Origin of the sequence: Arthrobacter sp. YAF16, from assembly GCF_052113385.1 — a bacterium.
Taxonomy (GTDB): Bacteria; Actinomycetota; Actinomycetes; order Actinomycetales; family Micrococcaceae; genus Arthrobacter.
Genome location: NZ_JBFRDC010000001.1, coordinates 22,570 through 40,276, shown reverse-complemented (window position 1 = coordinate 40,276; position 17,707 = coordinate 22,570). Strand labels below are relative to the sequence as shown.

Sequence of the window (17,707 nt, the reverse complement as noted above, 5' to 3'; positions counted from 1 at the left end):
ATCGCCGCCGGCGGCGTTACTCGTCGTCGTCGTCCGTGAATCCGCGCTTGCCGGCCGCCTGCTGCACCACGGCTTCCAGCTCGTCGGCGCTCAGCAGCTCGGGGTGCAGGTGCTTGGTGCGGTAGCCGGCGCGGCCAACCATGTGGGCGGAGACCGGCACTGTGAGCAGCTGGAAGATCCACGCGACCACCAGCACCGGCCACACCCACCAGGTGCGCAGCTGCAGCCCCACGGCGCAGAGCAGCAGGAAAAGCCCCAGCACCTGCGGCTTGGTCGCGGCGTGCATCCGGCTCATGAGGTCGGGGAACCGCAGCAGGCCGATGGCCGCGCCGAGGGACATCAGCGCCCCGACCACCATGAACACAGCCGAGACGGTGTCGATTACGGCGTCGGCGGAAATCGTGTCAGGACTCATTGGGCTGCTTCCTCCGGTCGGCCACGAATCGGGCCACCGTCACCGAACCGACAAAGCCGATGATCGAGATGGACACCAGCAGCATCAGGTTGTTCAGGTGCCGGTTCACGGCCATGTCGATGCACAGCGCCGCGCCTAGGATGGCCAGCAGCACGTCGGCGGCCAGCACCCGGTCCAGCAGCGAGGGCCCCCGCGCGATGCGGATGATCGCGCCGGCCGCGGCGAGCGACAGCACGACCGCGGTAATGGTCAAAACCAGCGGCATCATGCCCCGGCCTCCTGCTTCAGTGCGGACAGTTCGGCCCTGGTGCCCATGATCCGGATCAGCCCGGCCTCGGTGTCGCGGACCTCCTTGCGGAGCTTGGCCGCGTCCTCGGCGTCTCGGACATTGATGCCGTGGATGTAGAGCGTGGACGTGGACCTGTCCACCTCCACCACCACGGACCCCGGGATCAGGGAGATGACGTGTCCCGTGGCGGTCACCAGCAGGTCTGAATGGCTGCGGAGCGGGACGGCTATGACGGCGCTGATCACCCGCGGACCACGGACCACGGCCAGGTACAGGACCTGGAAGCTGGCCGCCACGACCTTGGCCAGGAAGACCAGCGCGAACGGCACGGCGCGCAGCACGTTGAAGCGGCCCCCCAGTTCCACCGGCGGCAGGTAGAACAGCCGGGCCACCACCACCGCGATCAGGGCGCCGAAGAGCAGGTTTCCGGCGCTGAAGTCCTGCCACAGGGCGCCCCAGACAATAACGAGCCAGACCAGCAGCGGCAGCTCCTGGCGCAGCGAGACCCTCTTCCGTGTCATTTGCCGCCCTCCTGCCGCATCGGCTGGGCGATTACCGGAACCGGCGCCTCGTCCCCAAGCACGGCCTGGATATAGGCGGACCGGTTCAGCATCTCCCCGGCGGACTGGTCCGCCACCCGGAAGAGCGGCCCGGCAAACACCGTCAGCGCCACCCCGAACAGCACCAGGCCCAGAGTGGAGCCCACCATGGTCCGCGGCAGCAGGGTCACGTTCTGCTGGCCCGCGCGGTGGCCGGTGGCCGCGTCGGCGGGGGCGGCGAGCAGCACGGGATCGGGATGTTCGGCGTCCTCGGGCTTGCGCCAGAAGGCGCGGTTCCAGACGCGTGCGATGGCCAGCAGGGTCAGCAGGCTGGTCAGCACGCCGCCGGCCACGAGTGCGTAGGCCAGCGGGGTGCCGAGGGCGACGCCGGCCTGCAGGAGGCSCAGTTTGCCGAGGAACCCGGAGAACGGCGGGATCCCGGCCAGGTTCATGGCCGGCACGAAGAACAGCACCGCCAGCAGCGGCGAGAGCTTGGCCAGCCCGGCGATCCGGTCCACCGAGGAACTCCCGGCGCGGCGCTCGATCAGGCCGGTCACGAGGAACAGGCTGGTCTGGATGGTGATGTGGTGCGCCACGTAGAACACCGCGGCCCCCAGCCCCGCCACGGACGACATCGCCAGGCCGAACACCATGTAACCGATGTGGCTGACCAGGGTGAAGGAGAGAAGTCGCTTGATGTCGCTCTGCGCCAGGGCGCCCAGGATCCCCACCACCATGGTCAGCAGGGCAGCGACCATCAGCGGGGTGTTGAACGTGTCCCCCGGGAAGAGCAGGGTCTCGGTCCGGACCATGGCGTAGACCCCCACCTTGGTGAGCAGGCCAGCAAACACGGCGGTGACCGGGGCGGGGGCCGTCGGATACGAGTCCGGGAGCCAGAAACTCAGCGGGAACACGGCGGCCTTGATGCCGAACGCCACGAGCAGCAGCACGTGCAGCAGGTTCCGGGTGCCCTGGTCCAGATCCATCAGCTTGATGGCAAGGTCCGCCATGTTGATGGTTCCGGTGGCGCCGTAGATCATGGCGATCGCGATCAGGAACAGCACCGAGGAGACCACCGAGACCACCACGTACGTCACACCCGCGCGGATCCGCGGACCCGTCCCGCCCAGGGTCATCAGCACGTAGCTGGCGGTCAGCAGGATCTCGAAGCCCACGTAGAGGTTGAAGAGATCACCGGAGAGGAACGCGTTGGACACGCCCGCCACCAGGATCAGGTAGGTGGGGTGGAAGATCGAGACGGGCGCGTCGCGGTCGCCGTCGGCCATGCCCTGCCCGGTGGCGTAGACCAGCACGGCAAGGCTGACGGTCGAGGACACCACCAGCATGAGCGAGGAGAACTGGTCCACCACCATCACGATGCCCCAGGGCGGCAGCCAGCCGCCGATGTTGACCGCCGCCGTGCCGCCCTGCCAGACGGAGGCCAGCAGCAGGCATTCGAGCAGTAGCGTCAGCGAGAGGAGGGCGATGCTGACGGTCCGTTGCGCCCGTGGTTGCCGGATCAGCAGGAAGGTCAGGGCGGCCCCCAGGATGGGGAGGACGACGGCGAGCGGGGCAAAGCTTGCGATGTTCACTTGGTCCCTCCTTCCGGGCCGGGCGTGATGTTGCGGGATCCGGGTTGTTCCTCGGAGGCGGCGTCCATGGCCGGCATCCGGCGGGCGCCCGCCTGCACGGTCTCCGTCGGGTCGGGTCCCCCCGCAGCGTCCGTCGGATCGGCCGCCACGAGAGGGAACTCCGAGGTCTCCGCCGGGATGACGGCGTCGTCCTCGGCGTCGAAGCTGGGGGTCTCGGCCACCCGGCGGTCCTCGGCGTCGTCCTGGATTTCGTCCTGCCGGGCCAGCACCCAGGTGCGGTAGATGATGCCCAGCATGAAGGCCGTGACGGCGAAGGAGATCACGATCGAGGTCAGGATCAGCGCCTGCGGGAGCGGGTCGCTGTAGTCGCCGGCGGCCGTGTCTTTGTTGAACAGCGGTGCGAGGCCCGCATAGCCGCCAGTGGCCAGGATCAGCAGGTTGGTGGCGTTGGCCAGCAGCATCAGGCCCAGCAGGACCCGGGTGAGGCTGCGTTCCAGGATCAAATAGATGCCGCAGGCGTAGAGGGCTCCCATGACCGTCAGCAGGGTCAGATTGACGCTCATGCGCTCCCCTTGGCGGTGGTTTCGGCCGGGACGCCGTCGGCTTCCCGGTCGTCGGACGGCTCCGCGGGTTCTGCCGCGGGCTGTTCCTCGAAATGTTCGTCGATTTCCGCGCCGAGGCTGCGGAGCACGTCCAGCGCCAGGCCGACAACGACGATGTAGACGCCGATGTCGAAGATGGTGGAGGTGACGAACTTGATGTCGCCGAAGACCGGCAGCCAGAGTTCGATCACGGCACTTTGGAAGACCTGGCCGCCAAGCAGCAGCGGCGCGACGCCGGACGCCGCGGCCGTCGCGAGCCCGATCCCCAGCAGGGCGCCGGCGCTGACCGGGGTGGCCTCGCGCAGCTCAAAGCGGCCCCCGGCGAGGTAGCGGATGGTGAGGGCGAGCCCGGCCGTGAGCCCGCCGGCGAAACCGCCGCCGGGAAGGTTGTGTCCGGCGAGCAGCAGGTAGATGGAGAAGACGATCATCGAATGGAAGATCAGCCGGGTGACGACTTCAAAAATGATCGACCGCCGCTCCGGGGCCATGGTCCGTCCCGCCACTAGCCACGCGTCGCGAGTCGACGCGGCAAACCGCCGGCTCAAGGCCAGCGCCGCGTTGTCCCTGGTATGGGCGGGCTGATGCGTCCGGCGGCCGACGGTTCCTTCCGCCACGGACGACGAGGGCCCGATGCGGTCGCCGCGGCCGCGGACGAAGATCAGGCTGGCGACGCCGGTGGCGGCGAGCGCCAGCACGGAGATCTCGCCAAAGGTGTCCCAGGCCCGGATGTCCACGAGGGTGACGTTGACGACGTTCAGTCCCCCGCCGCCCTCGTAGGCCAGGCGCGGGAACTCCAGCGAAACCGGAGTGGCGACCCGGGAGCTGAGGGCATAGATCGCTACGAAGACCATGGTGAGGCCGAACGCCGCGCCGATGATCACCCGGGTCACCCGGTACTTACCGCCGGTGCGGTCCCGCAGCTCCGCCGGCAGGCTCCGCATGGCGAGGACGAAGGCCACCAGGATGATGGTTTCCACCAGCATCTGGGTCAGGGCCAGGTCCGGGGCGCCCTGGAGCGCGAACATCAAGGCGATGCCGTAGCCGGTGACCGACACCATCAGCACGGCCAGGAAGCGCTTGTTGGCCCGGACCGCGGCGAGTGCGCCGATCACGATGCCGGCGCCCGCGACGAGCTGCAGCGGCGAACCGGGGTCGATGAAGTACAGGCCGCCGGGCAGCGGCTTGTTGGCCAGCAGCATCGCCGTGAGCGGCAGGACGAAGGCCACCGTCAGGATGACGGCCAGGTAGAAGAAGAGTGAGCCTCGCTGGGTGCGGCCGGTGACCCAGACGGCGACGTCGTCGAGGGCGCCGATGGTGCGCTGGTAGCTGCGGTCGCCGTCGATCCAGCCGGGCACCAGCGCCTGCGCGCGGGAAACGGCGTTGCGTCCGTAGAACATCGCCAGTCCAAGGGCGAACGTGATCGCGGTCAGGCCCAGCGCCGGGGTGAACCCGTGCCACAGCGCGAGGTGCCCGGCGGCGTCGGGATCCACGCCACCGGCTTCGGCGTGGCCGGCGAAGAGCGCCGCGTACGGCTGGATCCAGGCGTCCACCGGCGCCGGCCACATGCCGTAGAGGAGGGTCAGCAGGCTCAGCACGGCGGGGGCGGCAAGGAATGCCGGCTTGACGGCCTTGAAACGGGTGGCCGGCACGCCGGATTTGACCGCGAAGGCGCCCCACATGAAACGTGCGCTGTAGGCGAAGGTCAGGATGGAGCCCAGCACCAGGCCGACCAGGATAACCAAACCCCACGGCCCGGTCCCGGCCTGATGCACGAAGGCCTCGAAGACGGATTCCTTCGCCACGAAACCTGCCAGCGGCGGCACTCCGGCCATCGATGCGGCACCGATCGCAGCCACCACGGCCAGGGCGCGGGAGGACCGGTAAACCCCGGAGAGCTTGCGGATGTCGCGGGTCCCCGCCTGGTGGTCGATGATGCCGACCACGAGGAACAGCGTGGCCTTGAAGAGGCCGTGGGCCAGCAGCAGGGCGAGGCCGGCGAGCGCCGCGTCGGGCTTGCCGAGCCCCACCACCATGGTCAGGAAGCCGAGCTGGCTGACCGTGCCGTAGGCGAGGATGAGCTTGATGTCCGTCTGGCGCAGGGCCCGGTAACCGCCCACCAGCATGGTGGCCAGGCCGAGGGCCAGCACCAGCGGGAGCCAGTACGCCGTCTCGGCGAACCCGGGGGCAAGCCGCGCCACGAGGTAGATGCCCGCCTTCACCATGGCGGCGGCGTGCAGGTACGCGCTCACCGGCGTCGGCGCGGCCATCGCCCCGGGGAGCCAGAAGTGGAACGGGACCAGCGCGGACTTGGTGATCGCGCCCACCAGGACCAGCACGACGGCGGCCGCCACGGCGGCCGCGGCCGGTCCCGTCACCAGCTCGGGCGCCATCTGCAGGATGGTCGAGATCCGGTAGGTACCCGCGGTTGAGCCCAGCATGATCAGGCCCACCAGCATGGCCAGGCCGCCTGCAGTGGTCACCACCAACGCCTGCAGCGCCGAGCGACGGGCCGACAACCTCGTGCGGGCGTAGCCGATCAGCAGGTAGGACAGGACCGTGGTGAGTTCCCAGAAAATAAACATCAGGAGCAGGTCGTCGGCGGTGACCAGGCCGAACATGGCCCCGGCAAACGCCAGCAGTTGGGCTCCGAAGCCGCCGAGATGGCTGTCCTTGTCCTTGAAGTACCGGGCACAGTAGACCAGGACCAGCGCACCGACACCCAGGACCAGCAGGGACATGACCCAGGCCAGGGCATCCATCCGGAACGCCAGCTCCAGCCGGAGGTCCGGAATCCACGGGAGGGTCACCGCGGTGGACCCGGCGTATGAATACACCGCGCCGTGCTGGAGGAGCAGCCAGACGAACGAGCCTGCGGGCACCGCGGCCAGCGCGAAGAACGCGTTCCTGCCCAGCCTGCGGAAGAGGAACGGCGCCACAGCAGCCACCGCGAAGTGCACGGCAAGGACTGTGATCACTGGTATCTCCGCAACGTCAGGAATTCGATTGTCAAAAAGTTGGAGCAGGCGGGGCAATTGGTTAGGTTCGGTGCGGCTAGTTTACCAAGCGTGCACAAATTGTTTTTACGGTGACGTGCGCGGAGGACGCCAGCCATTGGAGCCGCGGTTCCACCGGCCCGGCAACGAAGACCCGGCGTTGCCTAGCCGTTTCTCCGCCGGCGGTCCGCCGCGGACGGCTAACATTCAGGCTATGAACTCCGCCACTGCCCCCGAGGCCATGCGTCCGGCCTCGGAACTCGAGTCCGGCAGCCATGCCACCGGCAAGGGCCGGGTCGTGGCCTGGGCCGCCTGGGACTGGGGCTCCGCGGCCTTCAATGCGGTCATGACCACCTTCGTCTTCACCGTCTACCTGACCTCCAAGGCCTTCGGCGGCGAAGACGAAGCCTCGGCGGTCCTCGGCTCCGCCCTGGCCATCGCCGGGGCGGCCATCGCCCTGCTGGCCCCGGTCACCGGCCAGCGTTCGGACAGCGGAGGCCGCCGCAAGCTGTGGCTGGGGGTCAACACGGCCGCCGTCGCGCTGCTGACGGGGCTCTGCTTCTTTGTCTTCCCGCGTCCCGAATTCCTGCTCCTCGGGGTGACCCTGATCGCGCTTGGCAACGTGTTCTTCGAATTCGCCGGCGTCAATTACAACGCCATGCTCGCCCAGATCTCCACGCCCGCGAACATCGGCAAGATCAGCGGCTTCGGCTGGGCCTCTGGCTACCTCGGCGGCATTGTCGCGTTGCTGATCGTGCTCCAGCTCTTCGTCCAGCCCAGCTTCGAGTGGTTCGGGGCATCCACCGAGGAGAGCCTGAACATCCGTCTTGTGGCGGTGTTCTCCGCGCTCTGGTTCCTGGTCTTCGCGATTCCGGTGATGCTCGCAGTCCCGGAAGTGCCCAAGGCCCGGCAGTCCGGTCTGGGGTTCTTCGCCTCCTACAGCCTGCTCGTGCGCCGCATCCGCGCCATCTACCGGACAAGCCCGCACACCATTTACTTCCTGCTGGCCAGCGCCATCTTCCGCGACGGGCTGGCCGCGGTGTTCACCTTTGGCGGGATCATCGCCGCCGGCACTTTCGGCTTCGAACTCAAGCAGGTCATCTTCTTCGCCATCTTCGGCAACGTTGTGGCCGCGGTTGGCGCGCTGCTGGGCGGTTTGCTGGACGACCGGGTAGGGCCCAAGGCGGTCATCATCGGTTCGCTGATCGGCCTGCTGATCGCGGGCAGCGTGCTCCTGGCGCTGGGGAACGGGAACTATTCCTTCTTCGGCATGGACTGGGCCGGAAGCACGACGTTCTGGGTGTTCGGCCTGTTCCTGTGCCTCTTCGTGGGTCCGGCCCAGTCCTCGTCCCGCGCCTACCTGGCCCGGCTCGCGCCGCACGGTGAATCGGGCGAGCTCTTCGGCCTGTACGCCACCACCGGCCGGGCCGTCAGCTTCCTAGCGCCGGCACTCTTCACCCTGTGCATCGCGGTCGCGACGCCCCTGGTTGCGCCCGGCGAAGCGCAGCGGTGGGGCATCCTCGGCATCATGGTGGTCCTGCTGGCCGGGCTGCTGGTGATGCTGCCCGTCAAGCCGCCGGGCAGGACGGAAATCGCCGTCGTGCCGGGGGCCTGAACCCGCCCCAAAACTCCGCCGGGACACTAGGCTGGAGGCATGAACGTGGATGAGACAGACCTTCCCGGCCTGGGCCGGCGCAAGGACTTCATGACCGCCTCGGGACGCCGGATCGGCGTCGTCGAGTACCGCGAAGGCCAGACCGAGCTGATCGTCTCGACCTGGGACGACCCGGACACCTGCCAGGCCTCCATCCCGCTGACCGCCGACGAGGCCGCCGCCCTCGGCAACCTTCTGGGCGGACAGCGCATTGCCATGCAGCTGTCCGAAGCGCACCGGGAGATCCCCGGGATCGTCACCCGGCAGTTCTCCATCGCCGCGGATTCCCCCTTCCAGAACCAGCCCATGGGCAAAGCCTGCATCCGGACCCGCAGCGGCGCCTCGATCGTGGCCATCATGCGCGAGGGCGAAGTCCTCCCCTCGCCGGGCCCCGACGTCGTCCTGCACCCCGGCGACCTCCTCGTCGCCGTCGGCACGCAAGAAGGCCTGGACACGGCAGCCAGCATCCTGCGCAACGGATAAGCGGCATGGATCCGCTCGCCCTGACCCTCATCGAACTGGGGGCCGTCGTGTTCTGTCTTGGCCTGCTGGCCAGACTGGCCGGGCGGATCGGCATGTCCCCCATTCCGCTTTACCTCGTCGGCGGCCTGTTCTTCGGGGCCGGCGGTCTGGTCAAGCTGGAAGGGATGCACGAGTTCGCCCATCTCTCCAGTGAGATCGGCGTCATCCTCCTTCTGCTTATGCTCGGGTTGGAATATACGGCGGCCGAGCTGGTGACAGGCCTGCGGCGGTCCTGGCAGGCCGGCGTCCTGGACCTGGTGCTGAACTTCCTGCCGGGGGCGGGCCTGGCACTGCTCCTCGGCTGGGGGCTGGTGGGGGCGATGGTGATGGGCGGTGTCACTTACATTTCCTCGTCCGGGATCGCCGCGAAAGTCATCACGGACCTCGGCCGGATCGGTAACCGCGAGACACCCGTGATCCTGTCCATCCTGGTCTTCGAGGACCTGGCCATGGCCGTCTACCTGCCAATCCTGACGGCCACTCTCGCCGGAGTCAGTTTCCTGGTGGGGCTGCAGACGGTGGGGATCTCACTCGCCGTCGTCACCCTGGTGCTGGTGGTCGCCTTGCGGCACGGCCACCACGTGTCCAAGGCCGTCCACAGCGAAAACTCCGAGGTGTTCCTGCTCAACCTGCTAGGGGCCGCGCTGTTGGTCGCGGGACTGGCCGCCGCCATGCAGGTCTCCGCCGCCGTCGGCGCCTTCATGCTCGGGATCGCGATCTCCGGAGCCACCGCGCACAGCGCCACACGGATCCTTGAACCCCTGCGTGACCTTTTCGCCGCGATCTTCTTCGTGGTCTTTGGCCTCAACACGGACCCGACGTCCATCCCGCCCGTGCTTGGCTGGGCCCTGGTCCTGGCCGTCCTGACGGCGGCCACCAAGATGATCACCGGAATCTGGGCAGCCAAGCGGGCCGGCATCGCCCTGCCGGGCCGCTTCCGTGCCGGGGCGGCCCTGATCGCCCGCGGAGAATTCTCCATTGTGATCGCCGGGCTCGCGGTGGCTTCCGGCGTGGTGCCCAGGGAGCTCGCTGCCCTGGCCACCGCCTATGTGTTGATCATGGCCGTGATGGGTCCGCTAGCTGCCCGCTTCGTGGAGCCGATCGTGCGGACGCTGCGCCGCCCGGACAGGCGCACTGCCCTCCCGGTCCGGCCCGCAGGCTAGGACCCTTCCGGCCCGCCTAGATCTCGGTGCGGTGGAAGTTCAGGTGGCTGCGGCTTGCCGTCGGGCCGCGCTGGCCCTGATAGCGGTTGCCATACTCGCCGGAACCATACGGGTGTTCGGCGGCCGAGGACAGCCGGAAGAAGCAGAGCTGCCCGATTTTCATGCCCGGCCAGAGCTTGATCGGCAGGGTGGCCATGTTGGAGAGCTCCAGTGTGACGTGTCCGGAAAATCCGGGGTCGATGAACCCCGCCGTCGAATGCGTCAGCAGGCCAAGGCGGCCCAGCGAGGACTTACCCTCGAGCCGCGCCGCAATATCGTCCGGCAGCGTGACGGTCTCGTAGGTGGAGCCCAGCACGAACTCGCCCGGGTGCAGGATGAACGGCTCGCCCGCGTCAACCTCCACCAGGCGGGTCAGCTCGGGCTGGTCCTCGGCAGGGTCAATATGCGCGTACTTGTGGTTATCGAAAAGCCGGAAAAAGCGGTCAATCCGCACGTCCACCGACGACGGTTGAACCATGTCAGGGTCGAACGGCTCCAGCACAATCCGCTGGGAGTCGATTTCGGTACGAATGTCGCGGTCAGAGATCAGCACAGGATCAAAAATACCCCAGTAATTGCCGGCTGGTCCGCGTGGGGCAAGTGTTACTCCCGTGAGGCCCTATGCGGCGGCCCGCTGGTGCTCCAGCACGGCCTTGAGCCGCTCGAGCTGCGCGACCTGCGCCTTCATGGCCCGGCGCACCCTTGGATACATCAGTACCCCGGCGCCGGGCGGCCGGTACCGGAGGGCGAAGCGGACGCGGGTGCTGCCTCCCTCTGTGCTCAGGTAGTAGCCGCCGTGCGGACGCGCCGGTCCGGCAATGACCTGGAACTGGATCTCGGCTCCGGGCCGGGTCGCGGTGAGTTCGAAGTCGGCAACCGCCGGCCGCCCCGTGCCGGCAAAGACCGGGCGGTAGACCGCCCCCATCGATCCCGCTGCGCCGGAAATGAGTTCAACACCGCTGATCCCGTCCCGCCAGGACGCCAGGTTCCGGGGATCCAGCAGGAAGTTGTAAACGCTCATCGCGTCGCGTTGGATCACGACTTCGTACTCGGCAAAGGCCACGGAAATCCTCGTTAGGCGGACGGCTAATGGACGTAGCCCGTTCCCCGGAGACTGCAGCTAACCCCTTCAGGGTACCCAGCAGGGCCCGGCACACCACCCCTGCGCGGCAGGCCTTTACCGAAGAGTTACCGACGGAGTTGGTGTCCGGGCATCACGGTGGGGCCGGTCCCGGCTGCGTAGCCGATGCGAAAAGTCATCGCCCCTCAGTACGCGCCGACGGGGCTGCGCATGGCCCTGAAAGTCCTCCACATGATGATGAGGTCGCCGGTGAGGGACCAGTTCTCCACGTAGTACAGATCCAACCGGACGCTCTCCTCCCACGGAAGAGTGGAACGGCCATTAACCTGCCACAGTCCGGTGATTCCAGGCTTGATGAGCAGTCGGCGGTTGGTGAACTTCTCATACCGTTCAACTTCCGATGGCAGCGGCGGCCGAGGGCCGACCAAGCTCATCTCACCGGTCAGCACGTTCCAGAACTGCGGGAGCTCATCCAAGGAGTACTTGCGCATCCAGCGTCCGCACCTGGTGACCCGCGGATCGTTCCGGATTTTGAACAGCAGTCCGGATCCTTCGTTGAGTTCCCGCACGGACTCCAGGTCCTTTTCGGCGGTTTGGACCATCGATCGGAACTTCAGCATGTAGAAAGGCTCGCCGTTTCTGCCTGCCCTCAACTGGCGGAAGAAGATGGGGCCGGCGCTGTCCCGCTTGACGATGATGGCGAGAACCAGCATGAGCGGCGACAGCACCAGCAATGCCAGCGACGCGACGGCGATGTCGATGACGCGCTTGAGAACGTGCTTGCCGCCCGCATATTGGGGAAGCTCGACGTGCACGAGCGGCAATCCATCAACCGGACGCCAGTGGATTCGCGGACCGGCAACGTTGGTGAGGGTGGAAGCCAGGACGAGTTCCGTCGCCGTCGCCTCCAGCTTCCATCCCAGCTCCCGGATGTACTGGCTGCCACCGGGTACCCGTCCCGCGACGATGACCGCGTCCGCGCCCGCGACTTCTACCATCCTCGACACGTCCGCCAGGGTGGACACCACCGGGATCCGGTACCAAGGCGACCGGAGCTCGGTGGACTTCTCCAGGGTCGGCAACCCCACGCCGGAAATTTCGTAGCCGGCGGTAGGGTTCTTTTCGATCTGGTTGATGACGTACTCGACGTCGCTCCGGTCTCCGATCACTATCACCCGCGACAGGTACTTGCCTTCCGCCCTCTTGCGGTTCAACCACCGGCGCCAGAGCCAGCGGTTGCCGGTAAGCAGCAGGAGCCCCAGGGGCAACGCCACAGCGAAGTAGCCGCGAACCACTTCAAAGCGGAAGAAAACCATCGCAATGGCCAGGGCGCCGAACAGCTTGAGGGTGGCCTGTGCAACTCTCTTGTATTCGGCTCCGCCGACGCCAAACGTCCGGCAATCGCGGGTGTGGTAAATCTCGAGGGAAGCGATCCAGGCAACAAGGAGCAGTGTGGAGACCACCAGATATTTCGCTTCAAATTCCGCCCCGGCCGAGGTTGTTGCTTCGGAGCCGAACCTGAACACGTAAGCCGACGCCACCGCGACGGCAATGGCTGCCCCGTCGGTGATTCGAAGGCGGTTGGCGAAGTTCCTCCACCGAAGTGAGACCGCCCTCCTGGAGGCCGCCATGTCAATCCGGGATTCGTCGTCCCACACCGAGTGCTGCGGCCTCGCCGAAGCCAACTTGCGCTGCGGGATGCTCGCTGGGGCGGCCAACCGGGCCGCTGCGTGCAAAGGCCGGCGGTGTTTGAGTTCGCTCATGACCGCCGCCGCGCGGAGCCGGAAGCCTCTTCAGCCCTTTGAGCGAGGGGCTGGACATTGTCAAAGCCAGAGCCCCGCCATTTGCCTATATCCAATAGTCGGACAACAGGAACAGGGATAAGCGCTCCACGAACCATGATGAGACCTTCTAGCGACTAGGGGTTGGCTGCGATCTCCCCTAGTCAAGTGGATGGTCTTTGGGGGCACACGAGTGTGGGCTACCTCTTTTTGCCTTCTGACCACGCGACAGTGGAGGCAGGTATACGCGCATCTGAGATGGGTCTACCCGTTGAAATTCGAGTCCGTCCTGAATTGGCAAAGCGAGGTGTCCGCCGGACGGGAAGGGGAGGCCGGAGATCCGGTCTTCCAGGGGTAGAGGCCCTGGGCTCCTCGCAGAATGGCCCCGGTGTGGCTGTTCCAAGTGGGCTTCAGACTGCGGTAGTGTAAATCTCGTTGTTTTCGCCGGGATTATTGGCCAGATTATTGGCCAGTCCCACTGCGGCTGTAGCTCAATGGTAGAGCGCTAGCTTCCCAAGCTTGATACGCGGGTTCGATTCCCGTCAGCCGCTCCAGTTCGTCCACCGCTCCGCGCCCGCACCACTGCACCGGAGTCGGTTAGGTAGCTACCTGTATCGTCAGGAGTCAGGAACCTCTTCGGTTCCGCTACAGGAGCAATCATGGCTGACAAGTCCCCCCGTCAAGCAGCATCCAAGAAGTCCGGCAAGTCCATCAAGGAAAAGCGCGCTGACAAGAGGGCCGCCGCGGCGCCGCCCAGCTCCCTCGACAAAGTGACCGCCGCCAAGACGGCGAGCCCCAAAAAGAAGTGACCGGTTCCCCGAACCACCTCACCCTCGGTGTCCTGGCCACCACACGCAAGCCGGACGAACGCCGCCTTCCCATCCATCCCCGGCACTTTGAACGCATTGCCCCGGAGCTCAGGCAGCAACTGATCCTGGAAGAAGGCTACGGCGAGCGCTTTGGCGTTTCGGACGCCCACTTGGCCGGTCTCGTGGGCGGCATCGTGCCGCGGGCGCAGCTGTTGGCCGAGGCCGACGTCGTACTGCTGCCCAAGCCGCAGCCGGAGGACCTCGCCGAATTGCGCGACGGGCAGGTCCTCTGGGGCTGGCCGCACTGCGTCCAGGATGCGGCGATCACCCAGCTGGCGATCGACAAGAAGCTCACGCTCATCGCGTTTGAGGCGATGAACCACTGGGCCAGCGACGGCGGCTTCGGCCTGCACGTCTTCCATAAGAACAACGAGTTGGCTGGCTACTGCTCGGTGCTGCATGCCCTGGCCCTGACCGGCACCACGGGGGACTACGGCCGCCGGCTGAGCGCCGTCGTAATCGGTTTCGGCGCCACCGCCCGCGGCGCCGTGACGGCCCTCAACGCCCACGGCGTCCACGACGTGCAGGTGCTGACCAACCGCGGAGTCGCCGCGGTGGGTTCACCCATCCACTCGGTGCGGATCGCGCAGTTCGACCACGACAATGAGGCGCCGTTCCTGAGCGAAGTCATCACCGAACGGGGCCGGGTGCCGCTGGCGCCCTTCCTCGCGGAGAGCGACATCGTGGTCAACTGCACCCTGCAGGACCCGAACGCTCCGCTGACCTACCTGCGCACCGAAGACCTGGACGCTTTCCGGCCGGGCAGCCTGATCGTGGACGTGTCCTGCGACGAAGGCATGGGCTTCAGTTGGGCGAAAACCACCACCTTTACCGAGCCCATGTTTACGGTAGGCGACCACATCGACTACTACGCGGTGGACCACAGCCCGTCCTACCTCTGGAACTCGGCCAGTTCCGAGATCAGCGAGGCGCTGCTGCCGTTCCTGGAGACTGTGCTCGCCGGGCCCGCAGCCTGGGACAGCAACGAAACCATCCGCCGCGCGATTGAAATCCGCGACGGCGTGGTGCTCAACCCGGATGTGCTGGAGTTCCAGCAGCGGCAGTCGGGGTACCCGCACCTGCCCGTGGCCGGCTAGCAGCTTCGCGCCGCACCCGGTTTTCTGCTCCGTTTCCGGTCAGCCGCTACGCCGATCCGCGTAGCGGCTGTCCGTTTTCGGCGCGAAAAGTCGTAGCCGGCGCGGAAAGCCTAGGCCGGGACGATCCGGAGCAGGCGCCGCCGGTCCTTCAGGTCCACCTTGAGCGTCAGCTCGCCACGCCGGGCCAGCACGACGGCGACCACCGCGGCCGCCAGCGCGGGCACGCCGCCGGAAACCAGGATCGCCGTGCGGGGATCCAGGTGCTCTGCCAGCCATCCCATCAGCGGACCGCCGATCGCCTGCCCGCCGATCAGCACCATGATGTACAGGCTCATGACCCGGCCGCGGATTCCCATGTTGGCGCTGACCTGGACGAGCTGGTTGGCCGCGGTGAGGAACATCAGGCACCAGAAGCCGGCCAGCACCATGGCCGCACCGAACCACTCCCTCGAAGGTGCCGCGGCGGCCAGGCAGAGCATCAGCCCGTACATTCCTGCCCCCAGCATGACCGAGCGCAGCCGGAGCTGCCGGCGCCGGGCGGATGTGATGGCCCCGGCCAGTGCCCCGAGTGCCACCAAAGAGTTGAGCAGCCCGTAGCCGCCCGCACCGGCGTGGTACACGTGGTCGGCGAAGGCCGCCAGCAGCACCGGCAGGCTCATCGCGAACACCGCGACGAAGCCCGCCATCAGCCAGGGCCAGTAGATCGTGGGCTTGGCCAGGGCGTAGCGCAGCCCCTCTTTGAGCATGCCCTTCCGTTTGGCGGCCGGCAGCGTGAGGTGCAGCTCGTCCCTGCGCAGGACCAGGAGCATCGTCAGCGTGGAACAGCATGCCACCGCATTGGCGGCGAACGCCCAGCCCGCCCCCACCGCGCTGAGCAGGACCCCCGCAACGGCCGGGCCGATCAAGCCGCCGAGCTGGAAGATGGTGGAGTTCACGCTGATGGCGTTCCGCAGATACGCCGGGCCCACGAGTTCGTTGACGAAGACCTGCCGCGCCGGCTGGTCCAGCACCGTGACCAGACCCAGGACCAGCGCGATCGTGTAGACGTGCCAGACCTCGATCCGCTGCGTCAGGGCCAGGCTTGCGAGGGTTGCCGCCAGGACCGCGGCCGCGCACTGGCACAGCACCAGGATTTTCCGCTTGGCGAAGCGGTCGGCCATCATGCCGCCCCAGGGGCCCAGAAGAAGCGAGGGCAGGAACTGCAGGGCCACGGTGACGCCGACGGCGGTGACGGAACCGGAGAGCTGGAGCACCAGCCAGTCCTGGGCGATCCGTTGCATCCACAGGGCGACGACCGCGATGAAGTGCCCGACCGCGAAAATCCGGAAGTTGCGGACCTTGAGTGAAATGAAGGTGTGCCGCCACGGCAGCCGCTCACTGACGACGCCGACCGGCTGGGTGACAGGTGGCAGCGAGAGCTGCGCGGGGTGGTCATGCTGGGAATCGGCGGCCTGAAGAGGCGGAGGGGGTGGCACGGAAGATCCTCAGGGGAACGGGGCCTACGGGGGTTGGCTTAACGCTAAGCTAGCCGCAATCGATAATGGAAGGCTATTCAGCGCATAACTAGCATCACGAAACGCAATGGACTGGGGGCGATGGTGGACCGAGCAAGAGACGCACTGACCGGGAGGCCGCATGTTTGAACCCGCCCAGCTCCGTTCCTTCCTGGCGGTGGCCGAGACGCTGAGCTTCACGAGGGCGGCAGAACGCCTCGGACTGGCGCAGCCGACCGTGAGCCAGCACGTCAGGAAACTGGAGGCCGCGGCCAGGCGCACCCTGATAGCCCGCGATACCCGCGATGTGCGCCTGACGGACAACGGCGACGCCATGGCCGGCTTCGCGCGCAGCATCCTTGCCGCCCACGATTCCGCCGCCCGCTACTTCTCCGGATCGGCCATGCGCGGCCGGCTGCGCTTCGGCACAGCGGACGACCTGGCGATCACCGGGCTCCCCCGGATCCTGCGCGAGTTCCGCCAGATCTACCCACAGATCAACCTCGAACTCACGGTGGGCCAAAGCGACCAGCTCTACAAACGGCTCAATGCCGGCCAGCTGGACCTCGTCTTCGTCAAGTGGGTGGCCGGGGCCAAGGACGGCACCGTGGTGCAGCAGGACTCCTTCTCCTGGGTGGGGCTGGAGCAAACTGTCCTGGACCCGGGCAATCCGGTGCCGCTGATCGCCTACCCCGCGCCCAGCCTGAGCAGGAAGCTGGCCATCGACGCCCTCGAAGCCACCGGCCGGACCTGGCGCATCACCTGCACCACCCGGCAGATCAGCGGCGTGCTCGCCGCCGTCCGGGCAGGCATCGGCGTCGCCGTGATGCCGTCCTCTCTGGTTCCGGAGGACCTGAAAATCATCACCCGGCGTTTCGACCTGCCGCCCGTCGGCGACGTCGACTTCACCCTGATTCGCAACCCGCTGGCCAACACGGAGGTCATTGAAGCGCTCACCCAGACCATTGTTGGCCGGGCCCTCAACCGCTCCACCTAGCTCGCCTACCCGGGTACCTACTCAGCCGGGACCCGGTACCTACTCCCAAATTACTCGGCCGGACGGGTCGGTACGCACCCATTGAACACAGGTGGTACTTGCCCTATCCTGACCTTGTTGAAGGTCAAGCAGAGGCCCGCCACCACTATTCGAAAAACGAACGCTCTCCCCTGTCGCTCCGAGCGGCAACGGCGGAAAGCGCTCGGGATAGGCCAGCAATGACGCCAGCCATAAACCACCCCCACCCCACAGTGCGGTCCAGCCGCCCGCTGAATGCCGCCCGGCCCCTGGCGGCAACGGCACGCCTCGAGAGCGTGCCGCATCCCGGCCTCGGCCGGCTCGACCCGCACGCCCCCCTCGCCCGGAGCGACGACGACTTCGTCGGGATCCCCTATTGCGAGCGGTGCGGGACCGACGAGTTTGTGTACCTCGAGACGTTCGTTCCCGCCAAGCACCGCCGGGATGGCTCCGTCAGCAGACTGGGCGAGGTCACCTACTTCTGCTCGGGATGCGAGGACTTCTCAGCGCACGCCGTCCCGGCGTCCTGGGTGCCGCCAGGCTGGTACCTAGGCTGAGAACTG

At 67.1% G+C, this 17,707-nt stretch carries 17 protein-coding genes and 1 tRNA gene; 8 read left to right on the top strand and 10 right to left on the bottom strand.

Going from position 1 to position 17,707, the window contains the following annotated elements:
• Positions 1-16 precede the first annotated feature (16 nt).
• From mnhG to AB4Y91_RS00145, 6 genes are read right to left on the bottom strand one after another with little or no spacing between them, the layout of a single operon-like run.
• A complete protein-coding gene (mnhG, locus tag AB4Y91_RS00170) occupies positions 17-415 on the bottom strand; it encodes a monovalent cation/H(+) antiporter subunit G (protein WP_441416575.1) in 399 nt (132 codons plus the stop codon).
• Positions 405-683 (bottom strand): monovalent cation/H+ antiporter complex subunit F, encoded by a 279-nt coding sequence (locus tag AB4Y91_RS00165; protein WP_175322314.1) that lies wholly within the window; start codon positions 681-683, stop codon positions 405-407. Before AB4Y91_RS00165 ends, mnhG begins: the two co-directional genes overlap by 11 nt.
• Positions 680-1,225 (bottom strand): Na+/H+ antiporter subunit E, encoded by a 546-nt coding sequence (locus AB4Y91_RS00160; protein WP_441416574.1) that lies wholly within the window; start codon positions 1,223-1,225, stop codon positions 680-682. Before AB4Y91_RS00160 ends, AB4Y91_RS00165 begins: the two co-directional genes overlap by 4 nt.
• A complete protein-coding gene (locus AB4Y91_RS00155) occupies positions 1,222-2,835 on the bottom strand; it encodes a Na+/H+ antiporter subunit D (protein WP_441416573.1) in 1,614 nt (537 codons plus the stop codon). The genes AB4Y91_RS00160 and AB4Y91_RS00155 overlap by 4 nt, the downstream gene beginning before the upstream one ends.
• A complete protein-coding gene (locus tag AB4Y91_RS00150) occupies positions 2,832-3,398 on the bottom strand; it encodes a Na(+)/H(+) antiporter subunit C (RefSeq protein WP_441416572.1) in 567 nt (188 codons plus the stop codon). The genes AB4Y91_RS00155 and AB4Y91_RS00150 overlap by 4 nt, the downstream gene beginning before the upstream one ends.
• Positions 3,395-6,412, bottom strand: a complete 3,018-nt coding sequence (locus AB4Y91_RS00145; protein ID WP_441416571.1) for a Na+/H+ antiporter subunit A — start codon at positions 6,410-6,412, stop codon at positions 3,395-3,397. The genes AB4Y91_RS00150 and AB4Y91_RS00145 overlap by 4 nt, the downstream gene beginning before the upstream one ends.
• A 232-nt stretch (positions 6,413-6,644) precedes the next feature.
• Between AB4Y91_RS00145 and AB4Y91_RS00140 the strand changes: the two genes are divergently transcribed.
• Genes AB4Y91_RS00140 through AB4Y91_RS00130 form a run of 3 tightly spaced genes read left to right on the top strand, consistent with a single transcriptional unit; the run spans position 6,645 to position 9,769 of the window.
• Entirely contained in the window at positions 6,645-8,045 is a 1,401-nt protein-coding gene (locus AB4Y91_RS00140) for an MFS transporter (protein WP_441416570.1), read from the top strand.
• 39 nt (positions 8,046-8,084) lie between these two features.
• Complete coding sequence (locus tag AB4Y91_RS00135) at positions 8,085-8,567, top strand: cation:proton antiporter regulatory subunit (RefSeq protein ID WP_441416569.1); 483 nt, start codon at positions 8,085-8,087, stop codon at positions 8,565-8,567.
• Between the two features lie 5 nt (positions 8,568-8,572).
• Positions 8,573-9,769 (top strand): cation:proton antiporter, encoded by a 1,197-nt coding sequence (locus AB4Y91_RS00130; RefSeq protein ID WP_441416568.1) that lies wholly within the window; start codon positions 8,573-8,575, stop codon positions 9,767-9,769.
• Positions 9,770-9,785: 16 nt separating this feature from the next.
• On the opposite strand, the gene dcd is transcribed toward AB4Y91_RS00130, so the two are convergent.
• The 3 genes from dcd to AB4Y91_RS00115 form a co-directional block, all read right to left on the bottom strand.
• Positions 9,786-10,361, bottom strand: a complete 576-nt coding sequence (gene dcd / locus AB4Y91_RS00125) for a dCTP deaminase (protein WP_441416567.1) — start codon at positions 10,359-10,361, stop codon at positions 9,786-9,788.
• 66 nt (positions 10,362-10,427) lie between these two features.
• A complete protein-coding gene (locus AB4Y91_RS00120) occupies positions 10,428-10,871 on the bottom strand; it encodes an SRPBCC family protein (RefSeq protein ID WP_441416566.1) in 444 nt (147 codons plus the stop codon).
• Positions 10,872-11,074: 203 nt separating this feature from the next.
• Positions 11,075-12,652, bottom strand: coding sequence for a sugar transferase (locus tag AB4Y91_RS00115; protein WP_441416565.1), 1,578 nt, complete (start codon positions 12,650-12,652; stop codon positions 11,075-11,077).
• A 498-nt stretch (positions 12,653-13,150) separates the two neighbouring features.
• On the opposite strand from AB4Y91_RS00115, the gene AB4Y91_RS00110 reads away from it, so the two are divergent.
• The 3 genes from AB4Y91_RS00110 to AB4Y91_RS00100 all read left to right on the top strand — a co-directional run bounded on the left by AB4Y91_RS00110 (position 13,151) and on the right by AB4Y91_RS00100 (position 14,636).
• Positions 13,151-13,224: transfer RNA gene (locus tag AB4Y91_RS00110), tRNA-Gly, on the top strand.
• Positions 13,225-13,329: 105 nt separating this feature from the next.
• Positions 13,330-13,479 (top strand): hypothetical protein, encoded by a 150-nt coding sequence (locus tag AB4Y91_RS00105; RefSeq protein WP_441416564.1) that lies wholly within the window; start codon positions 13,330-13,332, stop codon positions 13,477-13,479.
• Positions 13,476-14,636, top strand: coding sequence for a N(5)-(carboxyethyl)ornithine synthase (locus tag AB4Y91_RS00100; protein WP_441416563.1), 1,161 nt, complete (start codon positions 13,476-13,478; stop codon positions 14,634-14,636). Before AB4Y91_RS00105 ends, AB4Y91_RS00100 begins: the two co-directional genes overlap by 4 nt.
• Positions 14,637-14,746: 110 nt before the next feature.
• Here AB4Y91_RS00100 and AB4Y91_RS00095 read toward each other — a convergent pair whose 3' ends face one another.
• Positions 14,747-16,111 (bottom strand): MFS transporter, encoded by a 1,365-nt coding sequence (locus AB4Y91_RS00095; protein ID WP_441416562.1) that lies wholly within the window; start codon positions 16,109-16,111, stop codon positions 14,747-14,749.
• Positions 16,112-16,271: 160 nt separating this feature from the next.
• On the opposite strand from AB4Y91_RS00095, the gene AB4Y91_RS00090 reads away from it, so the two are divergent.
• Together AB4Y91_RS00090 and AB4Y91_RS00085 are read left to right on the top strand one after the other, a co-directional pair.
• Entirely contained in the window at positions 16,272-17,126 is an 855-nt protein-coding gene (locus AB4Y91_RS00090; protein WP_441416561.1) for a LysR substrate-binding domain-containing protein, read from the top strand.
• A 218-nt stretch (positions 17,127-17,344) separates the two neighbouring features.
• Positions 17,345-17,701: a hypothetical protein gene (locus tag AB4Y91_RS00085; RefSeq protein WP_441416560.1), complete on the top strand. Its 357-nt coding sequence runs from the start codon at positions 17,345-17,347 to the stop codon at positions 17,699-17,701.
• Positions 17,702-17,707 lie beyond the last annotated feature (6 nt).